The organism is Ruminococcus sp. J1101004sp1_RTP21198st1_B9_RTP21198_201120 (assembly GCF_040924245.1).
Taxonomy (GTDB): domain Bacteria; phylum Bacillota; class Clostridia; order Lachnospirales; family Lachnospiraceae; genus Blautia_A; species Blautia_A faecis.
On record NZ_JBCOMI010000008.1, the window covers coordinates 13,229 to 39,606 of the forward strand.

Genomic DNA, 26,378 nt, shown 5'->3' on the forward strand with positions numbered 1-26,378 from the left:
CCAGAGGTCCCCTGTCCGTTTAGAAATCCTTCCGCTCTGCTTTTCTGGACTTTTTCACAGAATACATTTTCTCATCTGCCAGATTGATATAATCATTCAAGGGCAGATCCGGATCATCGGCAATTACCCATCCGATGCTTGCCTCAATGGGGAAGCCCATACGGCTATTGGCAGAAAACACTTCCAGAGAATCCAGAAGGGTATGAGCCAGCTCCTGTATTTTCTGTTTATTATAATCAGGAATCACGCATACGAATTCATCTCCTCCATAGCGTATGGAAACGGACTCTGCCGGACAGTGCTGCCGCAGGACGGAAGCAATGCTGCTGATAGCAAGATTTCCCATATCATGCCCAAAGGTGTCATTGATATATTTCAGGTGATCTGCATCCACAAACATGATTCCAACTGGCTGATTTTCCTGCATGCACTGATGGAAAAGAGGCATGGCAAGCTTCTCGTAAGCCATCCGGTTGTAGAGCCCGGTGAGAGAATCATGGATGTAAAGCTGAGAAAGCTGTTTATTCATTTTACGCAGGGTAAGTCTTGCATACAGGGCTTCCATGGAAGTCTGGAGTGCATTTAAGGTTTCGAACAGGAACTGATGCTCCAGAAGATAATCACAATTGGTGATGATCAGAAATCCAATCTCCCGTTCACGAAAATGCAGAGGACAGAACTGGTAAATATTTTGTCCTTTGGTAGCTTCTGTCTGTGGAAGTGAAAGAATTTCTTTCAGATTAAGCTGAAGCCGGTTCGTACCATCCAGGGGCGGGTAAACCAGTGCCATCTCCTCCGGGTATCCTTCTGTCTGATAAGTATCCTCCGGAAGCTCAGGCAGTGCATCTATATTTTCGCTCATAAAGATATCCGGGTTCAAAAACAGATAAATATTTCCGCAACCATGCTTTGTCAGCCAGTTCTGCATACGTCCTGCAAGCTCTGTGTATCCTGTACAGTCCAGGAGAACACGGTTCAGATCCATCATCCAGTTTTGCATATCGCTCTGGCGTGCTTCTGCAACGATGCGATTGATTACATACTCTCCACGGTCAGGTGGATTCTGGGAAACACAGCCGCAGCTTTCCTGAAAAACGTAGGTGAAAGGTGCGTATATATAAGTTTCCTCTGCATTTCCATTCCAGATTTTTTCCAGCATTAAAAGGGTATTTTCCATGATATCGGCTTTGGAGAAGCCTACTGTGGTAATTCTGGGCTCATAATAGGAAGCCTTGTCTTCGTTGTCAAAACCGGTTACCAGAAAATCCCCGGGAATAGAATATCCTGCTTCTTTGGCGGCCAGACAGACGCCTACAGCTGTATTGTCGTTGACACATACAAAGGCATCTGGAAGCAGGTTTTTCTTTTTAAATGTAGAAAATGCCTGGATTCCGGTTTCAATTTCATAATTATGATGGATCACGCGCTGCTCATCGAAAGGAATTCCATGGCGAAGAAGGGCATCCCTGTAAGCTTTGAAGCGGAGCTGATTTTCCCTGTTAAATTCTGGTCCGCCGATGAAGTTTAAGGTACGGCATCCGTGCTCTGTGATCAGGTGCTCAACAATCCGGGTAATGGCTTCGTAATTGTCAATTCCGGAATGGTACAGCCCTGGAATCTGCTCAAGAAGGGAAATTGCTGGGATGTCGCTGAGCTTCGTACGTTCAATTATCTCTGCAATCAGGTCTGGCTGGGACACGGTGGCAAGATCCAGAAGGATGCCGTCAAATTCTGAAAAATCCGGAAGCCGTGCAATGTTATATTCTCCTGCATTATGCTTCTCATCCATACTGAAATTCCCAAAGCTCTGAAAAATATATAAATCCATATCTGACTGGTGGGCAGCCATGTAATTTCGATATCCCTGAATCCAGGTATAGGTTACATAACGTCCCCAGCCATCTGTAATAAGTGCTATTTTTTTCATGCAAAAATCTCCCGAATAACAGATTTCACAATGTTGTGAAAAACTATAAACATTGTGAATATTATATCGAATTTTTTATGGAAACGCCACATTTTCTGTGAAAAAATATATGAAAAAATTTAGAAGAAAAATTTGGTAAAGGTGATTTTTTACAAAATAATTTTCGAAAAAGCGAAAACACAGATGCTGAGAATTATTCTCAATTACCCTCCTTTTCATAACCAGATAAAAGAGGTATGATAAACACAAGTTAGCACGAACTAACAAAAACAGAATAATGAACGCTTGTAATTGGTTTTTATGAAAAATGTTCATGAACGATAATGGTTTACAGGGAGGAAAAGAGATGTTTCTTGAAATTAAAGGCTTGAAGAAAGGCTTCGGCTCTGGAGACAGCTGGACGGAGGTACTGCGTGGAATTGATTTTTCTGTGGAAAAAGGGGAGTTCTGCGTGCTTCTTGGACCGTCTGGTTCTGGAAAATCCACACTTTTGAATATTATCGGTGGAATTGATGAGCCAGATGAGGGCTATATTTCCATAGATGGGGAAAAAACAGGAGATATGAAGGAGAAAGCGCTGACTCTTTACCGCCGGAAGCATCTGGGATATGTTTTCCAGATGTATAATCTGATCCCCAATTTAAATGTAAAGGAAAATATCGAGGTGGGCGCATATCTCAGCGATAAGGCCCTAGATATTGACGAGTTGCTTCACACACTGGGACTTTATGAGCACAGACATAAGCTTCCCAACCAGCTCTCCGGTGGACAGCAGCAGAGAACTGCCATTGGTCGTGCTATTGTAAAAAATCCGGACATCCTTCTTTGCGACGAGCCTACAGGTGCACTGGATTACAACACATCTAAGGAAATTCTGCGTCTGATCGAGCAGGTCAACCAGAAGTACGGAAATACCATCATCATGGTTACCCACAACGATGCCATTAAGAATATGGCAGACCGCGTAGTAAAGCTTCGTGATGGCCAGATCCGAAAAAACTATCTCAATGAGTCCAAAGTCGCAGCCGACGATCTGGACTGGTAAGGCGGTGCGCTATGAAGAATCCATTGTGGAAACGTCTTCCAAGAGAATTGAAAAGTGATTTCGGAAAATATATTGTGATCTTTCTGTTTATGACACTGACCATAGGCTTTGTCTCGGGCTTTCTTGTGGCTGATGACAGTATGCTGGCTGCTTATGGCGAAGGTTTCGAAAAATATAACATTGAGCATGGCAACTTTACCCTTTCTTCGAAAGCCAGCGAAAGCGATTTAAAGAAAATTGAAAAAAATGGAAAAGTACGAATCTGCGAAAATTTTTATCGGGATGAGGCCACAGATGCGGATCTGGACGGAAACGAAGAGGAAACCATGCGTATCTATCAGGAGCGTACCGATATGAATCTTGTGTGCCTGATGTCAGGGGGAATGCCAGCTGCAAAGAACGAGATTGCCATTGACCGGATGTATGCAGATAATAACAAGCTGAAGGTTGGTGACAAGCTGAAAATCGCAGGAGAAGAACTGACAGTTACCGGACTGGTGGCATTACCTGACTACAGTTGTTTATTTTCCGATAACAGCGATATGATGTTTGATGCTGTAAAATTTGGCGTGGGTATTATGACCGAGAAAGGTGCGGATGCTTTTGGAACAACCCATCTGGAGTACCGCTATTCCTGGCAGTATGAGACTGCACCAAAGGATGATATTGAAGCGAAAAACATGTCAGAGGATTTTCTGGAGGTTCTGGTCAAATATGGAAATGTGACAGGTTTTATCCCGGCCTATTCCAATCAGGCCATCACTTTTACCGGTGAAGATATGGGCGGTGATAAGGCTATGATGGAGGTGCTGCTGTATATTCTGATCGTCATCATTGCTTTTGTGTTTGCAGTTACAACAAATAATACCATTACAAAAGAAGCTTCTGTGATCGGGACTCTGCGTGCTTCCGGATATTCCAGAAGAGAACTTCTGTTCCACTATATTTCCATGCCGGTGATCGTAACTGTGGTTGCTTCTGTTCTTGGAAACGTGCTGGGCTACACCTCCTTTAAAGATCTCTGCGCAGGTATGTATTATGGTAGCTACAGCCTGCCGACCTATGAAACACGCTGGAATGCAGATGCATTTATATTGACCACAGTGGTTCCGGTAGTGATCATGCTGGGAATCAATTTGATTCTGATTTCAGGGAAACTGCGTCTTTCTCCTTTGAAATTCCTGCGTCATGATCTGTCTGCTTCCAAACGGAAAAAAGCTGTGCGTCTTCCGGACTTTAAGTTTTTCAACCGCTTCCGGCTGCGTATTATCCTGCAGAATAAGTCAAGTTATCTGACTTTGTTTATTGGAATCTTTTTTGCAAATGTACTGTTGCTTTTTGGAATGATGATGAAGCCGCTTCTGGATCATTATCAGGAAGAAATTTTGAAGAACATGATCGCGCCGTACCAGTATGTGCTGAATGTACCGGAGGAACCAGATGAAGATGAGGAATATACGATTATGGGAATGCTGCAGAAATTTCTTACTCCATCTTTGAAAACAAATGAGAAGTCAGCAGAAAAATTCTGCCTGAATTCCATGAAAAATGTATTGCCGGATCAGGAGGGAGAGACCATAACGGTCTATGGAATCGCGGACGACAGTACGTATGTAAGCGCGGAGCTTCCAACTGATGGAGTTCTGATTTCTGACGGTTATGCAGAAAAGTATAAGATAAAGACCGGGGATACCGTTGTGCTGAAGGAAGCTTACGGAAGCGAGACCTATGAATTTTTGGTGCAGGGAATCTACAATTATCCGGCATCTTTGACGGTATTTATGCCGATTTCCTCCTACAGGAAAACCTTTGGGGAAAAGGAAGATTACTTTAACGGTTATTTTTCCCGGGAAAAGATCACAGATCTGGATGAGGATCTGATTGCAACAACAATTACGGAGGACGATCTGACAAAGGTCAGCCGTCAGCTGGATGTGTCTATGGGAGAAATGTTCCAGCTGATCAATGTATTTGCAGTTGTGCTGTTTGCCCTCCTGATCTATCTGCTTACCAAGCTGATCATTGAAAAGAATGCCAATGCCATTTCTATGGTAAAGATTCTGGGGTATGAAAACCGGGAGATCAACAGCCTATATCTTACATCCACTACGTGGGTGGTGATCTTGTCCATTTTACTCAGCCTGCTGCTGTCTACCTGGACGATATATGGAATTTACGGATATCTGATGTCATCCTTCTCAGGCTGGCTGACCTTATATCTGAAACCAGCGGTTTATCCGGAGATGTTTGCGATGGGGATGGGGGCGTATGTGTTGGTGGCACTGCTTCAGTTCAGAAGGATCAAGAAGATTCCCATGGATGTGGCACTGAAAAATGTGGAGTAAGAGAATTATAAGAAAATAGAATATTGGAGGATATTAGGGCAGACTTCTATTTCTTCGGGAGTTTGCCCTGATTTATGCTGAGCATTTTATTTTAGGCAATACGTTTTGAGGGTTCGGGTTAATAGTAGCAGCCAGGTTGGAGTAGTGTTCTGGTTACTGTTTACTGGTAACATTCCGCGAGGTGTTTTTTGTGAACGTAGTTCACAGAAAACCCGAGAAGTGCGGCGCGAAATCATGCGAATGCATGATTTCTGTGCATCGCGAAGCGCGTTGCTGTGAACGGAGTGAGCAGTAACGTGTTCTGTTTATTGAGAGATTTATTCATATTTTCATGTTGTGATTTGGTAAAATTTCGTATATACTTTCCTTTGTAGCCCAAAGTGGATATTTTGTATCCGGGCGGGACGAGCTGGATATAATAGCAGTAGAAAGTGCCCGCATAGAATTTTTTAAGAAGAGGAGATACGAACATGGATTACGCAAAAGAATCCTTAAAGATGCACTATGAGTTAAAAGGTAAAATTGAAGTTGTTTCAAGAGCAAAGGTTGATTCCAAGGATGCTTTAAGCCTTGCTTACACCCCTGGTGTTGCACAGCCTTGCCTTGAGATTCAGAAAGATATTAATAAAAGTTATGAATTGACCAGGCGTTGGAATACGGTTGCTGTAGTAACTGACGGTACCGCTGTTCTTGGACTTGGAGATATCGGTCCGGAGGCTGGTATGCCGGTTATGGAGGGCAAATGCGTTCTGTTCAAAGAGTTTGGTGATGTAGATGCTATTCCGCTTTGTGTTCGAAGCAAGGATGTAGATGAGATTGTGCAGACCGTTCGCCTTCTGGCTGGAAGCTTCGGCGGTGTAAACCTGGAGGATATTTCCGCACCGAGATGCTTTGAGATTGAGAAGAAGCTGAAAGAGTGCTGTGATATTCCGATTTTCCATGACGACCAGCATGGTACTGCAGTTATTACACTTGCAGGTGTGATCAATGCGCTGAAGGTTGTTGGCAAGAAAATCGAAGACATTAAGATCGTTACTTCCGGAGCAGGAGCTGCCGGAATCGCGATTATCAAACTTCTTATTTCTATGGGACTTAAGAACGTTATTATGACAGATCGTAAAGGTGCAATTTACGAAGGTCGTGAGGGTCTGAACCCAATCAAGGAAGAGATGGCGAAGATCACAAACGCCAATCATGAGAAGGGCTCCTTGAGTGAAGTGATCAAAGGCGCTGACGTATTTATCGGTGTTTCCGCACCTGGAACCCTTACTCCGGATATGGTTCGCACTATGGCGAAAGATCCGATCATCTTTGCCTGCGCAAACCCGACTCCTGAGATTTTTCCAGATGAGGCCAAGGCAGCAGGAGCAGCGGTAGTATCCACAGGTCGTTCCGACTACCCGAATCAGGTGAACAATGTTCTCTGCTTCCCGGGAATCTTCCGTGGTGCCCTTGATGTCCGTGCATCTGACATCAACGATGAAATGAAGATTGCCGCAGCTTACGCCATTGCAGGCCTGGTAAGCGACGAAGAACTCTGCGCTGATTATATTCTGCCAGCAGCATTTGATTCAAGAGTGAAAGATGCGGTTGCGAAGGCTACTGCTGAAGCTGCCATTAAGAGCGGAGTGGCTAGGATCTAAAATTCTTTATATATCCGTTTGTTTTCTTCTGCGGAGAATAACTTTAAACGATGCCCGATGCGAATTGCCTTTGAATCCGTTCCATGCCCGATCAAAGGTGTTTTCGCAATGGGCGTCTTTTTTTCTGTGAATTCAAGAAGCAGTTTTGCCATATCTGGCTGACAGTTATCCGCCTCCATTTTCGTAAACGTCCCCAACAAAATCCCATTTACTTTCTTAAATACTCCCATCTGGCTCAACTGGCTTAAATAAGTCACCATCTGCGGCAGTTTTCCTCCAAAGGACTCCAGAAGCAGGATTTTCTCTCGCATATCCGGCCAGTAGGGCGTGCCAGCCAGCTTCAAAAGGCACCGTATATTTCCTCCTACTACAATTCCATCCATATGAGTTCCCTGCACAAATTCATAAGGGAAATCATAAAGAGAAGAGGATCCCGCCAAGGTAGTATTAAGAAAGTCCGTTATCTGGGACTGGCTGTGATCGTAGGTGAGATTTCGTATCTGGTACAGGACAGAAGATTTCCCTGTTCGGGCATAAATGGCATTTATAATTGTTGTCAGATCACTATATCCCCAAAAATGCTTTTTTCCGTAAGCAATGGTCTGAAAATCCAGATAGGATAAAAGCTCGTTGGCCATATCCCCGCCAGATACGTCAAAAATATCTGTGACAGAATCATCCTCATAAAATTTCATAAGAGCCCCGGCACGTTCCCTGGCAGTTCCAGCCTGTCCGTTTTCATCTCCATAAAGGTAAGGGCTAAGATCTACTTCTAGTCCGGATTTTTCCAGAATCTGCACCAACATTTTTATTGTTTCGGCCTGTTCTGGCCTAAGTCCGTTGGAACAACAGACAATCCCGATTTTGCTTCCCTGTTTCATAAAAAGTAATCCTTTCTTTTCAATAAAGTGCATGTGATTTTTTTATACATGTAACTTTTTCACAGATTTTACTATCTAAAACAATGTATGAAGCATAAAAATACGCTCATTCAACACTTTTTATCTTCTTTTACATTATAAACAATAATTCCCCATAAATCCACCATTCATACTGGAGCGTGTTTGAAAAAGCATTCCCGCAGTTAATGTTCACTGGTAACGTTCCGCAATCTGTACGCCCCACTTTGCGGTATATTTTGTAGAAGTTTTTTTTAACACACTCTGGAATCCCGAAACATTTTCAAAAAGCACTGGTCAAAATTTACGAAATTGCAGTGAAAAAAAATGAGAAAAAAGTGCAAATAAATTATTGACAGCTTATATAAATTAGAATATACTAATCAACGTAAGCAAAACATAATAATGAATAGATGTTTCTAAAACACAAAAAAGGAAGGATGATATGATGCCGTTATCAATGGTAAACGAAGGAGAGCCGCAGGTGATTAAAAAAGTCGGCGGTAAAGAAGAAACCCGTAAATTCCTTGAAAATCTTGGGTTTGTACAGGGAGCCACAGTAACCGTTGTAAGCGAGATCAGCGGTAACATGATCGTGAATGTGAAAGATTCCAGAGTTGCCATTGGCAAGGATATGGCGAATCGGATCATGGTCTGAAATCCAGAAAAAAGGAGCAAGTATTATGAAAACATTACGGCAAGTTGGCGTAGGTCAGACTGTCACAGTGAAGAGACTGCACGGTGAAGGACCAGTAAAGAGACGTATTATGGATATGGGAATCACCAAAGGGGTACAGATCTATGTACGTAAAGTTGCACCGCTTGGAGATCCTATTGAGGTAACCGTGAGAGATTATGAACTGTCTCTGAGAAAAGTCGATGCAGAAATGATAGAGGTAGAATAAATACTGTACAGGATATAGTACTTTGCTGTGTGTACATAAGGGAAAAGTTACTGCTCACATATTTTTGAGAAACATTTTATAAATGTTGTCATATGAACAGTGGCAAAATCAGCACAGCATGAAATTGCATGTTCTGGAAGTGAACAGGCAATTTTTTTTACCTGATTGGTTAGCGAAACCTAATAAAAGGTTGAAACACTAACAAATGAAAGCTGATTAAAACAATCGGCAGCACAGGGCAACTAAAATCAGCAGAAGCTGTATATAATAAGCCCGGAAAAAGAAAATCTGGAAAGAAAGAGGAGGCATGAAAATGTCGATTAAGATTGCACTTGCAGGTAACCCTAACTGCGGCAAGACCACATTATTCAATGCACTGACCGGCTCTAACCAGTTCGTTGGTAACTGGCCCGGTGTAACAGTAGAGAAAAAAGAAGGTAAACTGAAAGGTCATAAGGATGTAACCATCATGGACCTTCCTGGTATTTATTCCCTTTCCCCATACACACTTGAGGAAGTGGTTGCCAGAAATTACCTGATCAATGAAATGCCAGATGCGATCATCAACATTGTAGATGGTACAAACCTTGAACGTAACCTGTATCTGTCCACACAGATCATGGAGCTTGGTATTCCGGTAGTTATGGCTATCAACATGATGGACCTGGTTCAGAAATCCGGAAACAAGATCCACATTGACAAATTAAGCAAAAAGCTTGGCTGCGAAGTAGTTGAGATTTCCGCTCTGAAAGGAACCGGAATTATGAAAGCTGCTGAGAAAGCAATCAGCGCAGCACAGAGCAAAAAGAAAACCGTTCCGGTTCACGAATTTGCACAGGATGTTGAGGATGCGATCAAATCTGTTGAGAATAAGCTGACAGGAACTGTTGCAGAGGCTCAGAAACGTTTCTTTGCAATCAAACTCATTGAGAAAGATGACAAGATCGTAGAGCAGATGAAGAGCGTTCCGGATGTGTCTTACGAAGTAAAGGCTCTGGAAGATAAATTCGATGATGATACAGAGAGTATTATCACAAACGAGCGTTATGTATACATCTCTTCCATTATTGGACAGTGCTATACAAAATCCTCTAAAGGAAAGAAGCTTACAACCTCCGATAAGATCGACAGAATCGTAACCAACAGATGGCTGGCGCTTCCGATCTTCGCAGTTGTAATGTGGGTTGTTTATTATGTGTCTGTAACCACTGTTGGAACTATTGTAACAGATTGGACAAATGATGTACTCTTCGGTGAGATTATTCCTCCGGCAGTTGAGTCTGCTCTGGAAGCTGTAAATTGCGCTGCATGGCTGCAGGGACTGATCCTTGACGGTATTGTTGCCGGTGTTGGCGCTGTACTTGGTTTCGTACCGCAGATGCTGGTTCTGTTCCTGTTCCTTGCATTCCTTGAGTCCTGCGGTTACATGGCTCGTGTTGCATTCATCATGGACAGAATCTTCCGTAAATTCGGTCTTTCCGGAAAATCCTTCATCCCAATGTTGATCGGTTCCGGATGTGGTGTTCCTGGAGTTATGGCTTCCCGTACAATCGAGAACGACCGTGACCGTAAAATGACAATTATGACCACAACATTTGTTCCTTGTGGTGCGAAGCTCCCGATCATTGCAATGATTGCAGGTGCATTCTTTAACAACAGCGGATGGGTTGCGACAAGCTGTTACTTTGTTGGTATCGCAGCAATCATCTGCTCCGGTATCATCCTTAAGAAAACAAAAATGTTCGCTGGCGAGCCGGCACCATTCGTTATGGAGCTTCCGGCATATCACTGGCCGACAGTCGGCAATATTCTGAGAAGCATGTGGGAGAGAGGCTGGTCTTTCATCAAGAAAGCTGGTACCATCATTCTTCTTTCCACAATCGTTCTCTGGTTCCTCATGGGATTCGGCTGGGAAGGCGGTTCCTTCGGAATGGTAGAAGAACTGAACAACAGTATTCTTGCCAAGATTGGTTCTGCTATCGCCTGGATTTTTGCTCCTCTTGGATGGACAAAAGCAGGAGAGGGCTGGAAGATGGCAGTTGCAGCCGTAACAGGTCTTATTGCAAAAGAGAACGTTGTTGCTACATTTGGTATGCTCTTCGGATTTGCAGAGGTTGCAGAGGATGGAGCTGAGATCTGGGGAAATCTTGCACAGGTTATGACTCCAATTGCAGCTTACGGATTCCTGGTATTCAATCTTCTTTGCGCTCCGTGCTTCGCGGCTATGGGTGCAATCAAGAGAGAGATGAACAACGCAAAATGGTTCTGGTTTGCAATCGGTTATCAGTGTGGTCTTGCTTATGTAGTTTCCCTTTGCATTTATCAGATTGGTACACTGCTTACAGGCGGCGGATTTGGAATCGGAACTGTTGTAGCATTTGTTCTGGTTGCAGCATTCCTGTACCTGCTGTTCAGACCATATAAAGAGAGCAACAGCTTAAAAGTTAATACAAAGAGTATTGCTTAAGCAAAGTTCTTAAATAATTCAGCCTGTATCCCTTAAAGAGATACAGGCTGGAATTTTTATATAAGGGGAAATCACAATAGTATTTCGTTTTGGAAAAGAGATGTTCTGCAGCAGTGAAGGCGCGAACCGTTATGATTTCTCTTTATATAGAAATTCCAGCTCCTGACATAAAATCACACAGAAATCAAAAAGGATGGCGATGAAAATGATGAAAAATGCAGTTGAAGAAAAAGCATATGAAAATCAGGAAGCATATCAGCGCACACAAATGCAGAAAGATATGATTTTTGAACGATTACGCGAACAGGGCTGCAGGATCACCAGACAGCGCCAGCTGATCCTGGATATTATTCTGGAGGAGGAGTGTTCCTGCTGCAAGGAAATTTATTACAAGGTGCAGGAGAAAGATCGAAATATTGGACCGGCCACAATTTACCGCATGGTAAATATGCTGGAAAAAATCGGCGCCATCAGCCGCAAGAACATGTACCGGATTTTCAGCTGTGAAGCATGCTGCCAGGAAAATGGCTGCACTGTAAGACTCAGCGATGATACTGTCTGTAAGCTGCCTTCTGAAGTCTGGAAACAGGTTGTAAGAGCTGGATTGAAAAATATGGGCTATATCGGAGATCAGGATATTGAAAGTATTGAGATGACCATGTCAAAGTGCAGGGCTTGAAATCTGGCAGTGACAGAATGAAGGCATATAAAAATAGCAGTTATCTGGGGAAGAAAACTAGATTTTTTTTCAAACACGCTCTAAAACAGGGAGATAATGAGAATATTTCTCGATAAGCAAAATAGCACTGGGAATTTCAGAAAAACTGATATATAATACCAAAATATTGAAAAACAACTAACAACAATAACGTTTCACTATAAGGAGGAATTTAATCATGGCAAGTTTTAAATGGGACAAGACAGGACTTTTTGCAGCAGGTGTTTTATTCGGAACTGCAGGTATCAAGTTTCTTTCCAGTAAAGATGCGAAAAAAGTTTACACAGAGTGCACAGCAGCTGTTTTAAGAGCAAAGGACTGTGTAATGAAGACGGTTACAACTGTTCAGGAAAATGCAGGTGATATCTATGCAGATGCACAGCAGATCAATGAGGACAGAAAAGCAGCTGAGGAGCCGTTTGAGGATGAGGTAGCTGAGAGCGAGACTGAGTTTAAAGAAACTGAAGAAGCTGAGACAGAGGAAACTGCTGAGTAAGATGGCAGTGAAATACATTGCAAACATATTGGGGACTGCCGTTTTTGCGACAGTCCTCTTAATTGTTGCTGTTCGTTCGAAAAGTTCTGCCGGATATTTTGGGTGAACAAATTTTACTGAAAACGCGAAGAGTGTAGCGCGAAGTGATTGTGGTGAACGTAATGAACAGCAACTTTTGCTTTGAAGAAAAAGTAGGTGAACAAGTTGAAATTTACAGTTAAACATGAGAAAAAAGGACGTATCAGAGTCCATCTTTTTCAGAAATATATGAATTTTACCCAGGCAGATACCCTTCAGTATTATCTGGAAAATCTGGATGGAGTAAAGAAGGCTCAGGTCTTTAACCGTACCAGTGATGCTCTTATTTACTACACCGGAGAGCGGAATGAACTGTTGAAGGCAATTCAGGCGTTTGGTTACAGCCGTGTCAGCGTACCGGCCCAGGTGCTGGAGAATTCCGGAAGAGAATTAAATGAGACTTATAAGGAGAAGCTGGTAAATAAAGTTATTTTCCATTACGGACGTAAGCTGCTTTTGCCATATCCATTGTCTGCAATCTATACCACTGCAATGTCTGTGAAATACATCTGGCTGGGGGTTAAGACACTCTGGAAGCGTAAGATCGAGGTTCCGGTTCTGGATGCAACTGCAATCGGTGTTTCCATTTTCCGCGGCGACTTCTCCACAGCCGGTTCTGTTATGTTCCTGCTTGGAATTGGAGAATTGCTTGAGGAGTGGACCCACAAGAAATCTGTGGATGATCTGGCACGTACCATGTCTCTGAACACTGGTAAGGTATGGCTTCGCAGTGAAGGTACGGAAGTGCTGGTGGACGCAGACAAGATCCAGGCCGGAGATATGGTTGTAGTACATATGGGAAATGTGGTCCCATTTGACGGTTTGATCGCAGAGGGCGAGGCTATGGTAAACCAGGCTTCCCTGACTGGTGAATCTGTTCCTGTAAGAAAAGTGGAAGGAAATTCCGTATACGCAGGTACAGTTGTGGAAGAGGGCGAGGCTATCATTACTGTAAAAGCAGTTGGTGGTTCCAGCCGTTATGAGAAAATCGCAGCCATGATCGAGGATACTGAGAAACTGAAATCCGGTCTTGAGAGCAAGGCCGAGCACCTGGCGGACAGACTGGTCCCATACACACTTGGCGGTACTGCACTTACTTATCTGCTTACCAGAAATGTAACCAAGGCTGTTTCCGTATTGATGGTTGATTTCTCCTGTGCCCTGAAGCTGGCAATGCCGGTTTCCGTACTTTCCGCTATCCGGGAGGCAGGAGAATACAAAATCACTGTGAAGGGCGGTAAATTCCTGGAGGCAGTTGCGGATGCCGATACGATCGTATTTGACAAGACTGGCACTCTTACCAAGGCAGAACCTACAGTGGCTGAGATTGTTCCATTTAACGGACAGAGTGAAGATGAGCTGCTACGAATTGCAGCTTGCTTGGAAGAGCATTTTCCTCATTCCATGGCGAAAGCTGTTGTAGATGCAGCGAAGAAGAGAAAACTGGATCACGAGGAAATGCATTCTAAGGTAGAATACATTGTTGCTCATGGTATTTCAACAACCATTGAGGGCAAAAAAGCAATCATTGGAAGCTCCCATTTTGTATTTGAGGATGAGAAATGCACCATTCCGGAAGGGATGGAGGAGCGTTTTAAAAATCTTCCAAATGAGTATTCCCATCTGTATCTTGCAATTGAAGGCAGTCTTGCAGCTGTTATCTGTATTGAGGATCCTCTCCGTGAGGAAGCTCCTGCAGTTGTAAAAGCACTGAAGAAAGCCGGATTCAGCAAGGTAGTTATGATGACCGGAGACAGTGAACGTACAGCCAGGGCTGTTGCAGCCAGGGTTGGCGTTGACGAATATTATTCTGAGGTTCTTCCGGAAGATAAAGCAAGCTTTGTGGAAAAAGAGAAAGCAAAAGGACGTAAGGTTGTCATGCTTGGTGATGGAATTAACGATTCTCCGGCCCTTTCTGCAGCTGACGCAGGTATTGCGGTAAGTGAAGGCGCCGAGATTGCAAGAGAGATCGCAGACATCACTATCGGTGCGGATAATCTGGAAGGTATCGTAATTCTGAAGCATATCAGTGACGCGCTGATGAAGCGTATTCACAATAATTACAGAACGATCGTAGGATTTAACACTGGCCTGATCCTGCTTGGTGTTGCCGGAATCCTGCAGCCGACTACATCTGCGCTGCTTCATAATACTTCTACACTATTGATCGGTATGAATAGCATGAAGAATCTGGTGAGTACTGAGGAAATTTAAATGGATGTGGTCTGCATCCCGGGTATTGTAAAAAAATCGGGTGCAGATTGCGGGAATGATTTTTCAAACACGCTCTGCGGTGAACGTGTAACTTTTGAATATATCAGAGAGTTAATGAGACTGTTTTTCATTAGCTCTCTTTTTTTGTTTTGTACTTGACAGAAATAAAGGATTAGTGTAAACTAACATCATAAAAGTTAGCACAAGCTAACTAAAGCGTAGAACTATAAAAATATATAATCAGCACCTTTTACATAAAATAAAATGTAAAGGACTGTAGCAACTAAAACATATTTCAGAAGTGCAGGCGTTACTGTGAAGGTTGTAAACAGTAAACGGAAAGCTTCTAATTTTTTTAACAAAGGGTTAGAAAAGACTAACGAAAAAGAAGAAAACATTGCCTGGAAGTTGGGTGTTTTCTCATTTTCAGAAGCTTCATAAAACCCGGAAAGGACAATTCACATGAGTATTGTAATCATCGGCGGAAATGAGAGAATGGTATATCAGTATACCGATATCTGCAAAGACTATGGATATAAGGCGAAAGTTTTTCCAAAGGAGAACGGTGCAATCCGCAAGAAAATCGGATGTCCGGATCTGATGGTTCTTTTCACCAATACAGTGTCCCATAAAATGGTTATCAGTGCATCACAGGAAGCAAAGAAAAATAACATTCCGGTAGCGCGCATCCATACCAGCAGCGCAAGCGCTTTAAAGTGTGCGCTGGATGAGCATGCGGTGATGGCATAAAAAGGTGAGGAGTTTATCATGATCGAGAAATGTCTCATTGAGCACTGTGCTCCTACCCTTGCTTCACTGAAAGCAGCCAATCTTTTCAATGCCTGCTGTGAAGAGGAAGAAAATATAGACCTTCAGATTTCCATGTGGAATCAGCTGATGAATCCCAAAGGTGTGAAACTGCTGGCACTTCGCAGCCGTGGTAACCGTTCTCTGGTTTATGTATACCGGGAAAAACAGCTGGTACGGAATCTGAATCGTCCCGGAGTTGCCCGGTTTCTGAAAAAATATGGATATGAAAATACAGAACCGGGACAGTGCCTGGCATTATTGAAGAAGCGCTTTGAGGCATCAGAGGATTTTCCACATGAGATTGGAATTTTTCTTGATTATCCACTTGGGGACGTAATTGGTTTTATCCAGAATGGCGGACAGAATTATAAATGTTCCGGATGCTGGAAAGTATATTGTAATGAATGTGAAGCATTGAAAATGTTTCAGAAGTACCATAAATGCCGTGAGGTTTATCGGAATTTATGGGCAAAAGGCAGGAGTGTTCTGCAGCTGACAGTGGCTGCTTAACATACAATGAAAGTCCCCTATGGGTGATAGCTAAAAAGCGATAAGGATCGCGGAAAAGCTGACTTTCGTTATTAAAGCGCCGGATGTGGAGGAAACAAACATAAATAATCTCGCAGGCTGGCAATAAAATTATAAAAGAAAGAGGTTAAGAGAAGTTATGAGTAAAGTAGCAGTTGTATATTGGAGCGGAACTGGCAATACAGAGGAAATGGCAAATAAAGTAGCAGAGGGTGCAAAAGCTGCTGGTGCTGAAGTAGAAGTGATCAGCGCTGACGATTTTGACGGAACAGATATCAGCGGTTTCGACGGTGTAGCTTTCGGATGCCCTGCAATGGGAGATGAGGAGCTTGAGGATTCCGTATTCCAGCCGGTATTCGAAGCATGTGAGCCAAAGCTTGCAGGCAAAAAAGTAGCGCTCTTCGGCTCCTACGGATGGGGAGATGGCGACTGGATGCGCAGCTGGGAAGAAAAATGCCAGAACGACGGCGTTGCACTTGCTGTTGATAGTGTAATCTGCAACGAAGAGCCAGATGATGAGGCTCAGGCAGCCTGCATTGAGCTTGGAAAAGCTATCTGCTGATTGGAACTGTTTTTGAAAAAAACAGAATATAGATTATTATAACAATAATAACATTTACAGCCGCTATTAGTGCAAATAACGTACTAATGGCGGCTGTTTTGATGAAACTTAAATAAATTGACCGAAATCCCATCTGGGAGTATAATTGTGTCAGAAAAGTGAAACAGTAAAAATCCCCATAAAAGCCAAAGTTCACCCCTCTGTTCAAGGCCTTCCAGATAAGGTAAAATGAAGATTGCAAAGTGGGAGATCATCACAAAACGGATTTGTTGCCTATTTGTGACATCACTATATATGAGAGTCAGCTGTAGAGCGGGACTTTCACAGGATATTACAGTATAAAAGGAGAAAACAGAAATGGCAGTTACAGAGAATAAATATCAGCTTGGAACAGCTGAAAACCAGAAATTTCTGCAGGATGTTAGAGATGGCTTATTAAGCTTCGGACATCAGTTTCCGTCACCAGGAGGAAGCTCCTATTATCTTGGAGATGACGGCACTCCCTGGAAAGACCGTAACCGTGAAACCTGGATCACAAGCCGTATGACACATGTGTACAGCATTGGTTCCATGCTTGGACATGAAGGCAGCGAGGCATTGGCTGATGCAGCGTTGAAGGGGCTTAGAGGCGAGCTTCACGATGATCAAAATGGTGGTTGGTATGCAGGTCTTACAAAGGACAATGAAATTGTTCCAACCAAGCAGTGCTATGCCCATGCATTTGTAATTCTGGCAGCTTCTTCCGGCGTGTTGGCCTGCAGAGAAGGGGCAGCAGAGCTTTTGAAAGATGCCTTGGCACTTTATGATCTGAGATTCTGGAATGAGGAAGAAGGACTTTCCTGTGATACCTGGAACACAGAATTTACAGAGCTGGATTCCTATCGAGGCTTGAATGCAAATATGCATACCGTTGAGGCGTTTCTTGCCGCAGCTGATGTGACCGGGGATGAGAAATATCGTGTACGTGCAGGCAGGATCATCGACCATGTTCTGGTATGGGCAAAGGACAATAACTGGCGTATACCGGAGCATTTTTCCAGTGACTGGGTACCGGATCTGGAATGCAACAAAGACCGCCCGGACGACCAGTTTAAGCCATACGGCGCAACTCCGGGACACGGAATTGAGTGGGCAAGACTGATCACACAGTGGGCGCTTTCTACATATAAAGAGGACAAGGCTGGCGCAGCACCTTATATTGAAGCTGCAGAGAATCTGTATAACCGCGCAGTTGCTGACGCATGGAATGCAGACGGTGCACCGGGAATCTGTTACACAACAGACTGGAACGGCAAACCTGTAGTCCATGACAGAATGCACTGGACTCTTGCAGAAGCAATCAACACCTCTTCCGTTCTGTTCCATGTAACAGATAATGAGAAATACGCAGCAGATTATGCAGAGTTTATGAAATATCTGGATGAGAAAGTTCTGGATCACGTAAACGGTTCCTGGTTCCATCAGCTGGACAGAGAGAACAATCTTCTGGAGACCGTATGGCCTGGAAAGTCTGATATTTATCATGCACTGCAGGCTACATTGATTCCATATTATGCTCCCGGTCTGTCCATTGCAGTGGCAGTGAAGAAGCAGGCAAGATAAAACAAAAATATTTTGTAACTGAGAAGGTTCTGACCAGGTACAGTGATAAAATTAATGGGGAGGCTTTGCCTCCCCATTTTGGACTTATTAGGTAAGTCAGTGAAGTCTGGAACGTAAGCGGACATTTCAAACACTCACGGTAAACTTCATTCATCCCACCCATCATACAACCGGATGTTCACCTGGATATTTCTGACCACATCCTCATCTTCTAATTCCATATCATCTGGATCTGTGATCGGAGGCAGCTCTGGAACTTCTTCGGAGAGCTCTACAGAAATCCAGTCGAATGCAGCAGCGTTAGCGCTTTCGATAGCTTCGTCTAAAGTGTCTCCTTCTCCGAAGCAGCCTTCCAGGTCTGGGAAAGTTCCCTTATAACGACCATCTTCGGTTTTCTTAAAAACAGCAGGATATATAAATTTCATGATAAACCTCCCGAAAATAAAAATAACATATTGAAAATTAATTTCAATTATAAGCGTTTGAGCTGGTAAATACAAGATAAGAAAAAACTTGTATTTAAGAAAATACGAAACGAGAAAAGACGTGGCAGCGGAGCCAAAAAGAATCTAAGAAACAGGATTGTCAAATATAGGGGAAAATGATATTCTTACAGCAAGAGACTTTAGAGCGTGTTTGAAAAATCATTCCCGCAATCTGCACGCCCCACTTTGCGGTATATTTCACCCGAATTCGGTTGCCGTAGCCCGCTACGGCGCCCTCATCCGAGCGAAATCTCCCACAAATTGTGACGCACATCTTGCAGAAAGCCTTTTTCAAACACGCTCTAGCCGGTTCGGAACTGAAAGAAAATGGCGCGGCTTTATAGAAATATACCTGCCGGAGGTGAAATCTTGGAATTTCAGCATGAATTGATCATACCAAACGAAGGTCTTCCTTTCAAAATCTTTTTATTTGAAGGCAGACACGGCAATTACGAAAGAGAAAAACACTGGCATACCTCAATTGAGATTTTTGCAGTGCTAAAAGGCAGACTGACTTTTTTTCTTAATGAAGAAGAGTACCCCCTGGAGGCTGGCGGGCTGATCATCATCAATTCCAATGAGATCCACTCCATTCACGCCCCCAGGAAAAATGAGACTGTGGTTTTGCAGATTCCACTAAAGCAGTTCGAAAAATATTTTACTGCCCAGCGGTTTATCCGATTTACAAGTGCAGCCCGTGTAGCAAAGGATCAGAAGTCCAAGGCTCCGGATAACCGGAAGCTGGCATTTTTTATTGAGGAGCTTTATAAGGTGTACCGTGCCCGTGAAGAAGGATGGGAGTACCGGACTATGGCACTGTACTACAATATTTTGTACCTGATGGTAAGGGATTATCGTGAGACCGAGGCTGCACAGGAGGAAATTCAGGACAGCCGACGACTGGATGCTTTGTCAAAAATTACCACTTATATGCGTGAGCATTATACAGAAGAACTGAAACTTTCTGAGATGGCAAATTTATTTGGCTATTCAGACGCTTATTTGTCGCGAATGTTCAAAAAGTATGCAAAAATCAATTTTAAGACTTATCTACAGGAAATTCGCATGTCTTATGCATGTCGGGAACTGATGAATACAGAGAAAACAGTGAGCCAGATTGCCCTGGACAACGGTTTTGCCAGCAGCAGAGCCTTTTCCAGAGAGTTTCAGAAGAAATATAACAGACTTCCAAGCGAAGTAAGACAAAAATTTAATACAACTCCAAAAGAATAAAATGTCAAAAAAGTGCTATAGATAAGACAAGAAAACCGTCGTAAAGCATATCAGAATATGGTATGCTTTTTTCATGCAGAAAGAACCAGGGCAGACTGAGATCAGCAGCTGGTTCGGGAATCTTGAGTATGAGCATGTTGGACTGCTGTGAGAGTGGCAGATAGCAGCCATGTCCGCATTCTGATATGCGCAAAAGGAGGTTAATCGTGAAGATTCAGAAAGTAACAGATCCGGCATTCCGTAAATATGGACAGGTGCTGGAGGGATACGACTTTACAGGTCTTATCAAGGAGATGAAACACACTCCGGTTCCAGAGGACGTAATCTATGTTCCATCTGTTGAGGAGCTGGAGGCACTGGATATTATGAAGGACCTGCAGAATAAGGGATACGGCGGGCTGCCGGTCCAGATCGGATACTGCAACGGCCATAACAAGAAGCTGAATGCAGTGGAGTATCATCGTAATTCCGAGATCAATGTAGCGGTTACAGATCTTGTCCTTCTTATCGGACATCAGCAGGACATTGAGCCGGATCATACCTATGATACATCTAAGATCGAGGCATTCCTTGTACCGGCAGGAACCGGAATCGAGGTATACGCTACCACACTTCACTACGCACCATGTCATGTGAATGAGGGCGGTTTCCAGTGTGTTGTTGTACTTCCGAAAGGAACTAACACAGACCTTACTTTCCAGACTGAGAAGATGGGAGAGGACAGCTTGATGACAGCCAAGAACAAATGGCTGATCGCACATGAGGATGCGAAGATCGCTGGCGCATTTAATGGTCTGAAGGGTGAGAATATCACAATTGACTGATAAAATAATTCATAGTTGCTCATTTTTTTCAGAAGATAAACCGACACGTTGTTGGTGGGTAACTACTAAAGTCTGTTTGAAAAATGAATATTGAGACCTGAGGAGCTTACATAGCTACCACAATTGAAAGTTTCTTAAAAAATTAAAATATGGAGGAATACCTATTATGAACAATATACCAGTAGTAAAACTTGGATTAATCGCAGTAAGCCGTGACTGTTTCCCGATTCAGCTTTCTGAGAAGAGACGCGCAGCTATCATGGACGCTTACAAGGGTGAGCTTTATGAATGTCCAGTAACTGTTGAGAATGAGAAAGACATGGAGAAGGCTCTCGAGGATGTAAACAAAGCTGAGTGTAATGCACTTGTTGTTTTCCTTGGAAACTTCGGACCAGAGACTCCAGAGACCCTGATCGCTGAGAGATTTGACGGACCTTGCATGTATGTAGCTGCTGCTGAGGGCGATGGCGATATGATCAATGGTCGTGGCGATGCTTACTGCGGTATGCTGAACTGCTCCTACAACTTAAAGATGCGTCATCTTGAAGCTTATATTCCGGAATATCCGGTTGGAACTGCAACTGACATTGCTACCATGATCGCTGACTTCGTACCAGTTGCACGTGCCGTTATCGGTGTTCGTAACCTGAAGATCATTACCTTTGGACCGCGTCCACAGGACTTCTTCGCATGTAACGCACCGATCAAAGGACTCTATGAGCTGGGCGTTGAGATTGAAGAGAACTCTGAGCTTGACCTTCTTGTTTCCTTTAAAGAGCATGAGAATGATCCTCGTATCCCGGATGTCTGTGCTGATATGGCAAAAGAGATGGGCGAAGGCAAATATTATGAAGATCTTAATGCTAAGATGGCACAGTTTGAGCTTACTCTTCTTGACTGGGCTGAGGCTCACAAGGGAGCAAGAAAATACGTTGCATTTGCTGATAAATGCTGGCCTGCATTCCCGTCACAGTTTGGATTTGAGCCATGCTATGTAAACAGCCGTCTTGCTGCAAGAGGAATCCCGGTATCCTGTGAGGTTGATATCTACGGAGCTCTTAGCGAGTACATCGGACTTTGCATTTCCAATGACGCTGTTACACTGCTTGACATCAACAACTCCGTTCCTCAGTACATCTATGATGAGGATATCAAGGGCAAATATGATTATAAGCTTACCGATACATTCATGGGCTTCCATTGCGGAAATACTCCGGCCTGCAAGATGTGCGATTCCAGAGCTGTTAAATATCAGCTGATCCAGCACAGACTTCTTGAGCCGGAAGGATCTGAGCCAGATTTCACAAGAGGAACTCTGGAGGGAGATATCGCTGCTTCTGATATTACATTCTATCGTCTGCAGTGCAACTCTGAGGGAGAGCTTGTTTCTTATGTTGCAGAAGGTGAAGTTCTTGACGTACCTACAAGATCCTTTGGTGGTATTGGTATCTTCGCAATCAAAGAGATGGGAAGATTCTACCGTCACGTACTGATCGAGGGCAACTACCCGCATCACGGTGCAGTTATGTTCGGACATTATGGAAAGGCATTCTACGAAGTAGTGAAATTCCTTGGACTTGATGTTAAGAAGATCGGTTACAACCAGCCAGCTGGTGTAAGATATCCTACAGAGAATCCATGGGGCTAATGCTTAAATAAACAGTAAGTAATTGCTGTGTACAAAGTTGAGAGCAATGTAGAATGATTGCTTCTTGCTTAAAAAGCAGGAAGGGACGATTTGAATAGAATTATAGGCGTATATAGAAACGGCCGTACCACTTTATGCGGTACGGCTGTTTTTAGAATAGGCGGGCAGAGCATTCTAAGAGGGTTCTGGCCGGAAAGCCTAGAAGGAACGCCTAAGGCATGAACTTAAGGAGGATAAAAATGTATTTTATCGGTGTTGATCTTGGTACTTCCGCAGTAAAACTTCTTCTTATGGAAGAATCCGGAAAAATCTGTAATATCGTATCAAAAGAATATCCATTATTTTTCCCGCATCCGGGCTGGTCTGAGCAAAATCCGGAAGACTGGTATACCCAGAGTATGGCTGGTATGAAAGAACTGACAGAGGGCATTGACCGCTCCCAGGTTGCCGGAATCAGCTTCGGCGGACAGATGCATGGACTGGTAACTTTAGATGATCAGGATCAGGTAATTCGTCCTGCAATTTTGTGGAATGACGGACGTACTTCTGAAGAGACAGATTATCTGAATAATGTGATCGGAAAGGACAAGCTTTCCCAGTATACTGCAAATATCGCATTTGCCGGCTTTACTGCTCCGAAGATCCTGTGGATGAAGAAAAATGAGCCAGAGAAATTTGCAAAAGTTGTGAAGATCATGCTTCCAAAGGATTACCTGGCTTATCGTTTAAGCGGCTCCTTCTGCACAGATGTATCTGACGCTTCAGGTATGCTTCTTCTGGATGTAAAGAATCGCTGCTGGTCTAAAGAAATGATGGAAATCTGCGGTGTGAAAGAGGAGCAGCTTCCGAAGGTTTATGAGAGCTGGGAGGTTGTTGGAACACTGAAGCCAGAGGTTGCTAAAGAGCTTGGCTTCTCTGAGAATGTAAAGGTTATCGCTGGTGCTGGAGACAATGCGGCAGCAGCTGTTGGTACTGGAACAGTTGGTGATGGACAGTGCAATATTTCCCTTGGTACTTCTGGAACTGTATTTATTTCCAGCAAGAATTTTGGTGTAGATGAGCACAATGCCCTTCATTCTTTCTGCCATGCAGATGGAAGCTATCATCTGATGGGATGTATGCTCAGCGCTGCTTCCTGTAATAAATGGTGGGCCGAGGAGATTCTTGGAACGAAGGACTTCGCAGCAGAGCAGGCGCCTATCCAGAAGCTTGGTGAGAATCACGTATTCTTCCTGCCATACCTGATGGGCGAGCGTTCCCCACACAACGATCCAGATGCAAGAGGCGTATTCTTCGGCATGTCCATGGACACCTCAAGAGCAGATATGACTCAGGCTGTATTGGAGGGAGTTGCTTTCGCACTTCGTGATTCTCTGGAGGTTGCAAAGAGTCTTGGAATTAAAATTGAGCGTACCAAGATCTGTGGCGGTGGTGCAAAGAGCCCGCTGTGGAAGCAGATTATTGCAAATGTTATGAATATTAAGGTTGACGTTCTGGAAGTGGAAGAGGGACCATCCCTTGGCGGTGCTATGCTGGCAGCAGTAGGATGCGGTGTTTATCCGGACGTTGAGACTGCTGGCAAGAAGCTTGCAAAAGTAGTGGATACTGTAGAGCCTACTCCAGAACTGGCTGCGAAATATGAGGAGAGATACCAGAAGTTCAAAGAACTGTATCCGGCTATGAAGCCGTTGTTTAAGAATCTGTAAGAGATATAGCAAGGCGGACATAATTTGGTTTAAAACGGATTAATAGAATGGTGATTGTGTTGAATGTGAAATAATTAACACAATCACCATTTTTGTATAGTCATGATTCTATAAAACAAATTTCTCCAGAACTTCTGCAACACCATCCTCATTGTTAGTGCGTGCAGTGATATAATCCGCAGACTCTTTCACGCCATCTGGTGCATTTTCCATGGCAACGCCAAGGGCAGCATAGCGGATCATGGAGAGGTCATTGAAACCGTCGCCGATAGCGATAGTTTCAGCGGGGGTGAAATTGTAGAGCTTACCAATGCAATCAATAGCTGCAGCCTTTGACACCTTACTGTTGAAGAACTCCAGATAGAAGGGCTTGGAGGTGCAAAAAGTTACGTTATGAAAATGAGCTGTTTTCCGTAGCTCTTTTTCTATTTGCTGAATTTGGGAAACATCGTCATACCAGAGAATTTTCGTAATCCCCTGCGCCAAAAGCTCGTCGATAGATGGCATGAGAAGGGGCGTTACCTTGGTAGCCTGGCTGTATTCCTGAATCCGGTCATTCAGCTTGTTCCCATATAATTTATTGTCCGACCAGATGCACATGGTAGTATCATAGTTCAGTCCTGCTTCCAGAATCAGACGCGCATCGTCAGCTTTCAGCTCCTGTCTATACAGAACGCGTCCGTCAGCAGAATCCAGGATCATAGCCCCATTATAAGTGATCACAGGTCCCTGAATGCCCAGCTGTTTCTGATAGCGCTCCACTCCCTGAATGGGGCGCCCGGTGCAAATGGAGAAAATCAGTCCCTGCGCGGCTGCCTGCCGGATTATTTCGATGGTGTATGGTGTAATTTCGTTTTTGTCATTTAATAAAGTACCGTCCATGTCGGCGGCTGCAAATTTATAGATCATAGTGCCTCCTGGAATATATGGTAAATTAGTTTTGTGAGCTGAAATGTCCCTCGCAGGCAGAGTATCCTGCTGGTTATATTTTCTTATTATAAAACGAAGATAGTGCAGGAATCAATCACTTTGAATGGTTACATGTGAAGATTCACATGGATTTCGGGAAAAGATGCCTTGATTTCGGCATTTAAGAGAATTGTTTTTTTGTTTGCAAAATGGTAAAATAATTGGGTGCTGTAAAAGCGGAGACAGGCAGGCTGAGATTGTGAAACAGTCATGCCTTTGGGACTTTTACAAAAATGAAAAATAGAAAAGTGATGAGGTGTAAAGCTATGCAGGAAATGAAGCCAGTTAAAGAAGGCAAAGTACGCGAGATTTACGACAACGGAGACAGCCTGATCATGGTTGCGACAGACCGTATCAGCTGTTTTGATGTGATCCTGAACAACGAAGTGACGAAGAAAGGCACTGTTCTTACACAGATGTCCAAGTTCTGGTTTGATATGACCCAGGATATCCTGCCGAACCACATGATTTCTGTTGATGTAAAAGATATGCCGGAGTTTTTCCAGCAGGATAAGTTTGACGGAAACAGCATGATGTGCCGCAAGCTGGATATGATCCCGGTTGAGTGCATCGTTCGTGGATATATCACTGGAAGCGGCTGGGCAAGCTACCAGAAGAATGGTACAGTTTGCGGAATTACTCTTCCGGAAGGTCTGAAAGAGTCTGACAAGCTGCCTGAGCCTATTTACACACCTTCTACCAAGGCTGAGATCGGCGACCACGATGAGAATATTTCTTTTGAGCAGAGCGTTACCCATCTTGAGAAATACTATCCGGGACATGGCCAGGAATATGCAGAGAAGATTCGTGATTACACCATCGCATTATATAAAAAATGTGCTGAGTATGCTTTAAGCAAAGGTATTATTATTGCAGATACCAAATTTGAGTTTGGACTGGATGAAAATGGTAATATTGTTATTGGTGATGAGATGCTTACACCGGACAGCTCCAGATTCTGGCCGGCAGATGGATATGAGCCAGGTCATGGCCAGCCATCCTTTGACAAGCAGTTTGCCCGTGACTGGCTGAAAGCAAACCCGGACAACGACTGGACTCTTCCACAGGAAATTGTGGACAAGACAATCGACAAATATCTCCAGGCATATGAGATGCTTACAGGGGAGAAACTGAAATAAGCAATATACATAATACTGCCAGGGCGTCTGTCCCTGGCAGGCTGATAAAGTCTTTTATTTTCTTTTCAAAGGGTACACTTGGTTTATATGTAAAAGCGCCCGGGAGTTTGGGTCTCCCGGGCGTTGATTTTTTCA

Annotated in this window: 26 protein-coding genes; 20 read left to right on the plus strand and 6 right to left on the minus strand. The window is 43.7% G+C overall.

Going from position 1 to position 26,378, the window contains the following annotated elements; translation table 11 throughout:
* Nucleotides 1-19: 19 nt before the first annotated feature.
* On the minus strand, nucleotides 20-1,927 hold the full coding sequence (locus AB5618_RS06765; protein ID WP_368366594.1) for a diguanylate cyclase: 1,908 nt from the start codon (nucleotides 1,925-1,927) through the stop codon (nucleotides 20-22).
* A 346-nt stretch (nucleotides 1,928-2,273) separates the two neighbouring features.
* Here AB5618_RS06765 and AB5618_RS06770 point away from each other — a divergent pair, with 346 nt between their 5' ends.
* The 3 genes from AB5618_RS06770 to AB5618_RS06780 all read left to right on the plus strand — a co-directional run bounded on the left by AB5618_RS06770 (nucleotide 2,274) and on the right by AB5618_RS06780 (nucleotide 6,960).
* Nucleotides 2,274-2,972 carry an ABC transporter ATP-binding protein gene (locus AB5618_RS06770; RefSeq protein WP_368366595.1) on the plus strand — a complete coding sequence of 233 codons (699 nt, stop codon included), beginning with the start codon at nucleotides 2,274-2,276 and terminating at the stop codon, nucleotides 2,970-2,972.
* Between the two features lie 11 nt (nucleotides 2,973-2,983).
* On the plus strand, nucleotides 2,984-5,317 hold the full coding sequence (locus AB5618_RS06775; RefSeq protein WP_368366596.1) for an ABC transporter permease: 2,334 nt from the start codon (nucleotides 2,984-2,986) through the stop codon (nucleotides 5,315-5,317).
* A gap of 470 nt (nucleotides 5,318-5,787) precedes the next feature.
* Nucleotides 5,788-6,960 carry an NADP-dependent malic enzyme gene (locus tag AB5618_RS06780; protein ID WP_148461790.1) on the plus strand — a complete coding sequence of 391 codons (1,173 nt, stop codon included), beginning with the start codon at nucleotides 5,788-5,790 and terminating at the stop codon, nucleotides 6,958-6,960.
* Here AB5618_RS06780 and AB5618_RS06785 read toward each other — a convergent pair.
* Both AB5618_RS06785 and AB5618_RS06790 read right to left on the minus strand, forming a co-directional pair.
* Complete coding sequence (locus AB5618_RS06785; protein WP_244095543.1) at nucleotides 6,957-7,841, minus strand: LD-carboxypeptidase; 885 nt, start codon at nucleotides 7,839-7,841, stop codon at nucleotides 6,957-6,959. The two genes, AB5618_RS06780 and AB5618_RS06785, sit on opposite strands and share 4 nt — an antisense overlap.
* A 210-nt stretch (nucleotides 7,842-8,051) precedes the next feature.
* Nucleotides 8,052-8,153, minus strand: a complete 102-nt coding sequence (locus AB5618_RS06790) for a DUF6783 domain-containing protein (protein WP_368366598.1) — start codon at nucleotides 8,151-8,153, stop codon at nucleotides 8,052-8,054.
* A 151-nt stretch (nucleotides 8,154-8,304) separates the two neighbouring features.
* On the opposite strand from AB5618_RS06790, the gene AB5618_RS06795 reads away from it, so the two are divergent.
* From AB5618_RS06795 to AB5618_RS06845, 11 genes are all read left to right on the plus strand, one after another.
* Entirely contained in the window at nucleotides 8,305-8,517 is a 213-nt protein-coding gene (locus AB5618_RS06795; RefSeq protein ID WP_118581835.1) for a FeoA family protein, read from the plus strand.
* 25 nt (nucleotides 8,518-8,542) lie between these two features.
* Nucleotides 8,543-8,764 carry a FeoA family protein gene (locus AB5618_RS06800; RefSeq protein ID WP_118581832.1) on the plus strand — a complete coding sequence of 74 codons (222 nt, stop codon included), beginning with the start codon at nucleotides 8,543-8,545 and terminating at the stop codon, nucleotides 8,762-8,764.
* Between the two features lie 313 nt (nucleotides 8,765-9,077).
* Nucleotides 9,078-11,231, plus strand: coding sequence for a ferrous iron transport protein B (feoB, locus tag AB5618_RS06805; RefSeq protein WP_148461788.1), 2,154 nt, complete (start codon nucleotides 9,078-9,080; stop codon nucleotides 11,229-11,231).
* 205 nt (nucleotides 11,232-11,436) lie between these two features.
* Nucleotides 11,437-11,910 (plus strand): transcriptional repressor, encoded by a 474-nt coding sequence (locus AB5618_RS06810; RefSeq protein ID WP_243271423.1) that lies wholly within the window; start codon nucleotides 11,437-11,439, stop codon nucleotides 11,908-11,910.
* 217 nt (nucleotides 11,911-12,127) lie between these two features.
* The gene (locus tag AB5618_RS06815) at nucleotides 12,128-12,445 is read left to right on the plus strand and encodes a DUF6110 family protein (RefSeq protein ID WP_148461786.1); all 318 of its coding nucleotides are present in this window, start codon (nucleotides 12,128-12,130) and stop codon (nucleotides 12,443-12,445) included.
* Nucleotides 12,446-12,649: 204 nt separating this feature from the next.
* Nucleotides 12,650-14,737: a heavy metal translocating P-type ATPase gene (locus AB5618_RS06820; RefSeq protein ID WP_148461785.1), complete on the plus strand. Its 2,088-nt coding sequence runs from the start codon at nucleotides 12,650-12,652 to the stop codon at nucleotides 14,735-14,737.
* Nucleotides 14,738-14,777: 40 nt separating this feature from the next.
* Nucleotides 14,778-14,828 (plus strand): hypothetical protein, encoded by a 51-nt coding sequence (locus AB5618_RS06825; protein ID WP_368366626.1) that lies wholly within the window; start codon nucleotides 14,778-14,780, stop codon nucleotides 14,826-14,828.
* Nucleotides 14,829-15,199: 371 nt separating this feature from the next.
* Nucleotides 15,200-15,487, plus strand: a complete 288-nt coding sequence (locus tag AB5618_RS06830; RefSeq protein ID WP_148461784.1) for a DUF2325 domain-containing protein — start codon at nucleotides 15,200-15,202, stop codon at nucleotides 15,485-15,487.
* Nucleotides 15,488-15,505: 18 nt separating this feature from the next.
* A complete protein-coding gene (locus AB5618_RS06835; protein WP_148461783.1) occupies nucleotides 15,506-16,057 on the plus strand; it encodes a DUF3793 family protein in 552 nt (183 codons plus the stop codon).
* 157 nt (nucleotides 16,058-16,214) lie between these two features.
* Nucleotides 16,215-16,637 carry a flavodoxin gene (locus AB5618_RS06840; protein ID WP_148461782.1) on the plus strand — a complete coding sequence of 141 codons (423 nt, stop codon included), beginning with the start codon at nucleotides 16,215-16,217 and terminating at the stop codon, nucleotides 16,635-16,637.
* 357 nt (nucleotides 16,638-16,994) lie between these two features.
* Nucleotides 16,995-18,239 (plus strand): AGE family epimerase/isomerase, encoded by a 1,245-nt coding sequence (locus AB5618_RS06845; protein WP_118581814.1) that lies wholly within the window; start codon nucleotides 16,995-16,997, stop codon nucleotides 18,237-18,239.
* A 146-nt stretch (nucleotides 18,240-18,385) separates the two neighbouring features.
* Here the strand turns inward: AB5618_RS06845 and AB5618_RS06850 are convergent, their stop codons facing one another.
* Together AB5618_RS06850 and AB5618_RS06855 are read right to left on the minus strand one after the other, a co-directional pair.
* A complete protein-coding gene (locus AB5618_RS06850; RefSeq protein WP_118581811.1) occupies nucleotides 18,386-18,664 on the minus strand; it encodes a type II toxin-antitoxin system HicB family antitoxin in 279 nt (92 codons plus the stop codon).
* Nucleotides 18,665-18,824: 160 nt separating this feature from the next.
* Entirely contained in the window at nucleotides 18,825-18,998 is a 174-nt protein-coding gene (locus AB5618_RS06855) for a DUF6783 domain-containing protein (protein ID WP_319017296.1), read from the minus strand.
* Here AB5618_RS06855 and AB5618_RS06860 point away from each other — a divergent pair.
* The 5 genes from AB5618_RS06860 to xylB all read left to right on the plus strand — a co-directional run bounded on the left by AB5618_RS06860 (nucleotide 18,918) and on the right by xylB (nucleotide 24,135).
* A complete protein-coding gene (locus AB5618_RS06860) occupies nucleotides 18,918-19,115 on the plus strand; it encodes a DUF6783 domain-containing protein (RefSeq protein WP_319017295.1) in 198 nt (65 codons plus the stop codon). The genes AB5618_RS06855 and AB5618_RS06860 overlap by 81 nt on opposite strands.
* Complete coding sequence (locus AB5618_RS06865; protein WP_368366599.1) at nucleotides 19,094-19,957, plus strand: helix-turn-helix domain-containing protein; 864 nt, start codon at nucleotides 19,094-19,096, stop codon at nucleotides 19,955-19,957. Before AB5618_RS06860 ends, AB5618_RS06865 begins: the two co-directional genes overlap by 22 nt.
* Before the next feature lie 206 nt (nucleotides 19,958-20,163).
* Complete coding sequence (locus AB5618_RS06870) at nucleotides 20,164-20,781, plus strand: DUF4867 family protein (RefSeq protein WP_195379497.1); 618 nt, start codon at nucleotides 20,164-20,166, stop codon at nucleotides 20,779-20,781.
* A 166-nt stretch (nucleotides 20,782-20,947) separates the two neighbouring features.
* On the plus strand, nucleotides 20,948-22,429 hold the full coding sequence (locus AB5618_RS06875; RefSeq protein WP_195379498.1) for an L-fucose/L-arabinose isomerase family protein: 1,482 nt from the start codon (nucleotides 20,948-20,950) through the stop codon (nucleotides 22,427-22,429).
* 239 nt (nucleotides 22,430-22,668) lie between these two features.
* Nucleotides 22,669-24,135 (plus strand): xylulokinase, encoded by a 1,467-nt coding sequence (gene xylB, locus AB5618_RS06880; RefSeq protein WP_118581799.1) that lies wholly within the window; start codon nucleotides 22,669-22,671, stop codon nucleotides 24,133-24,135.
* Between the two features lie 108 nt (nucleotides 24,136-24,243).
* On the opposite strand, the gene AB5618_RS06885 is transcribed toward xylB, so the two are convergent.
* The gene (locus AB5618_RS06885; RefSeq protein WP_195379500.1) at nucleotides 24,244-25,044 is read right to left on the minus strand and encodes a Cof-type HAD-IIB family hydrolase; all 801 of its coding nucleotides are present in this window, start codon (nucleotides 25,042-25,044) and stop codon (nucleotides 24,244-24,246) included.
* 326 nt (nucleotides 25,045-25,370) lie between these two features.
* On the opposite strand from AB5618_RS06885, the gene AB5618_RS06890 reads away from it, so the two are divergent.
* Nucleotides 25,371-26,243, plus strand: a complete 873-nt coding sequence (locus tag AB5618_RS06890; RefSeq protein ID WP_173717512.1) for a phosphoribosylaminoimidazolesuccinocarboxamide synthase — start codon at nucleotides 25,371-25,373, stop codon at nucleotides 26,241-26,243.
* Nucleotides 26,244-26,378: the final 135 nt, after the last annotated feature.

Bases quoted from the DNA above. Each gene is read 5' to 3' on its own strand.
- AB5618_RS06765 (WP_368366594.1), bottom strand. From the start codon at position 1,927: ATGAAAAAAATAGCACTTATTACAGATGGCTGGGGACGTTATGTAACC.
- AB5618_RS06770 (WP_368366595.1), top strand. From the start codon at position 2,274: ATGTTTCTTGAAATTAAAGGCTTGAAGAAAGGCTTCGGCTCTGGAGAC.
- AB5618_RS06775 (WP_368366596.1), top strand. From the start codon at position 2,984: ATGAAGAATCCATTGTGGAAACGTCTTCCAAGAGAATTGAAAAGTGAT.
- AB5618_RS06780 (WP_148461790.1), top strand. From the start codon at position 5,788: ATGGATTACGCAAAAGAATCCTTAAAGATGCACTATGAGTTAAAAGGT.
- AB5618_RS06785 (WP_244095543.1), bottom strand. From the start codon at position 7,841: ATGAAACAGGGAAGCAAAATCGGGATTGTCTGTTGTTCCAACGGACTT.
- AB5618_RS06795 (WP_118581835.1), top strand. From the start codon at position 8,305: ATGATGCCGTTATCAATGGTAAACGAAGGAGAGCCGCAGGTGATTAAA.
- AB5618_RS06800 (WP_118581832.1), top strand. From the start codon at position 8,543: ATGAAAACATTACGGCAAGTTGGCGTAGGTCAGACTGTCACAGTGAAG.
- feoB (WP_148461788.1), top strand. From the start codon at position 9,078: ATGTCGATTAAGATTGCACTTGCAGGTAACCCTAACTGCGGCAAGACC.
- AB5618_RS06810 (WP_243271423.1), top strand. From the start codon at position 11,437: ATGATGAAAAATGCAGTTGAAGAAAAAGCATATGAAAATCAGGAAGCA.
- AB5618_RS06815 (WP_148461786.1), top strand. From the start codon at position 12,128: ATGGCAAGTTTTAAATGGGACAAGACAGGACTTTTTGCAGCAGGTGTT.
- AB5618_RS06830 (WP_148461784.1), top strand. From the start codon at position 15,200: ATGAGTATTGTAATCATCGGCGGAAATGAGAGAATGGTATATCAGTAT.
- AB5618_RS06835 (WP_148461783.1), top strand. From the start codon at position 15,506: ATGATCGAGAAATGTCTCATTGAGCACTGTGCTCCTACCCTTGCTTCA.
- AB5618_RS06840 (WP_148461782.1), top strand. From the start codon at position 16,215: ATGAGTAAAGTAGCAGTTGTATATTGGAGCGGAACTGGCAATACAGAG.
- AB5618_RS06845 (WP_118581814.1), top strand. From the start codon at position 16,995: ATGGCAGTTACAGAGAATAAATATCAGCTTGGAACAGCTGAAAACCAG.
- AB5618_RS06850 (WP_118581811.1), bottom strand. From the start codon at position 18,664: ATGAAATTTATATATCCTGCTGTTTTTAAGAAAACCGAAGATGGTCGT.
- AB5618_RS06855 (WP_319017296.1), bottom strand. From the start codon at position 18,998: ATGTGCGTCACAATTTGTGGGAGATTTCGCTCGGATGAGGGCGCCGTA.
- AB5618_RS06875 (WP_195379498.1), top strand. From the start codon at position 20,948: ATGAACAATATACCAGTAGTAAAACTTGGATTAATCGCAGTAAGCCGT.
- xylB (WP_118581799.1), top strand. From the start codon at position 22,669: ATGTATTTTATCGGTGTTGATCTTGGTACTTCCGCAGTAAAACTTCTT.
- AB5618_RS06885 (WP_195379500.1), bottom strand. From the start codon at position 25,044: ATGATCTATAAATTTGCAGCCGCCGACATGGACGGTACTTTATTAAAT.
- AB5618_RS06890 (WP_173717512.1), top strand. From the start codon at position 25,371: ATGCAGGAAATGAAGCCAGTTAAAGAAGGCAAAGTACGCGAGATTTAC.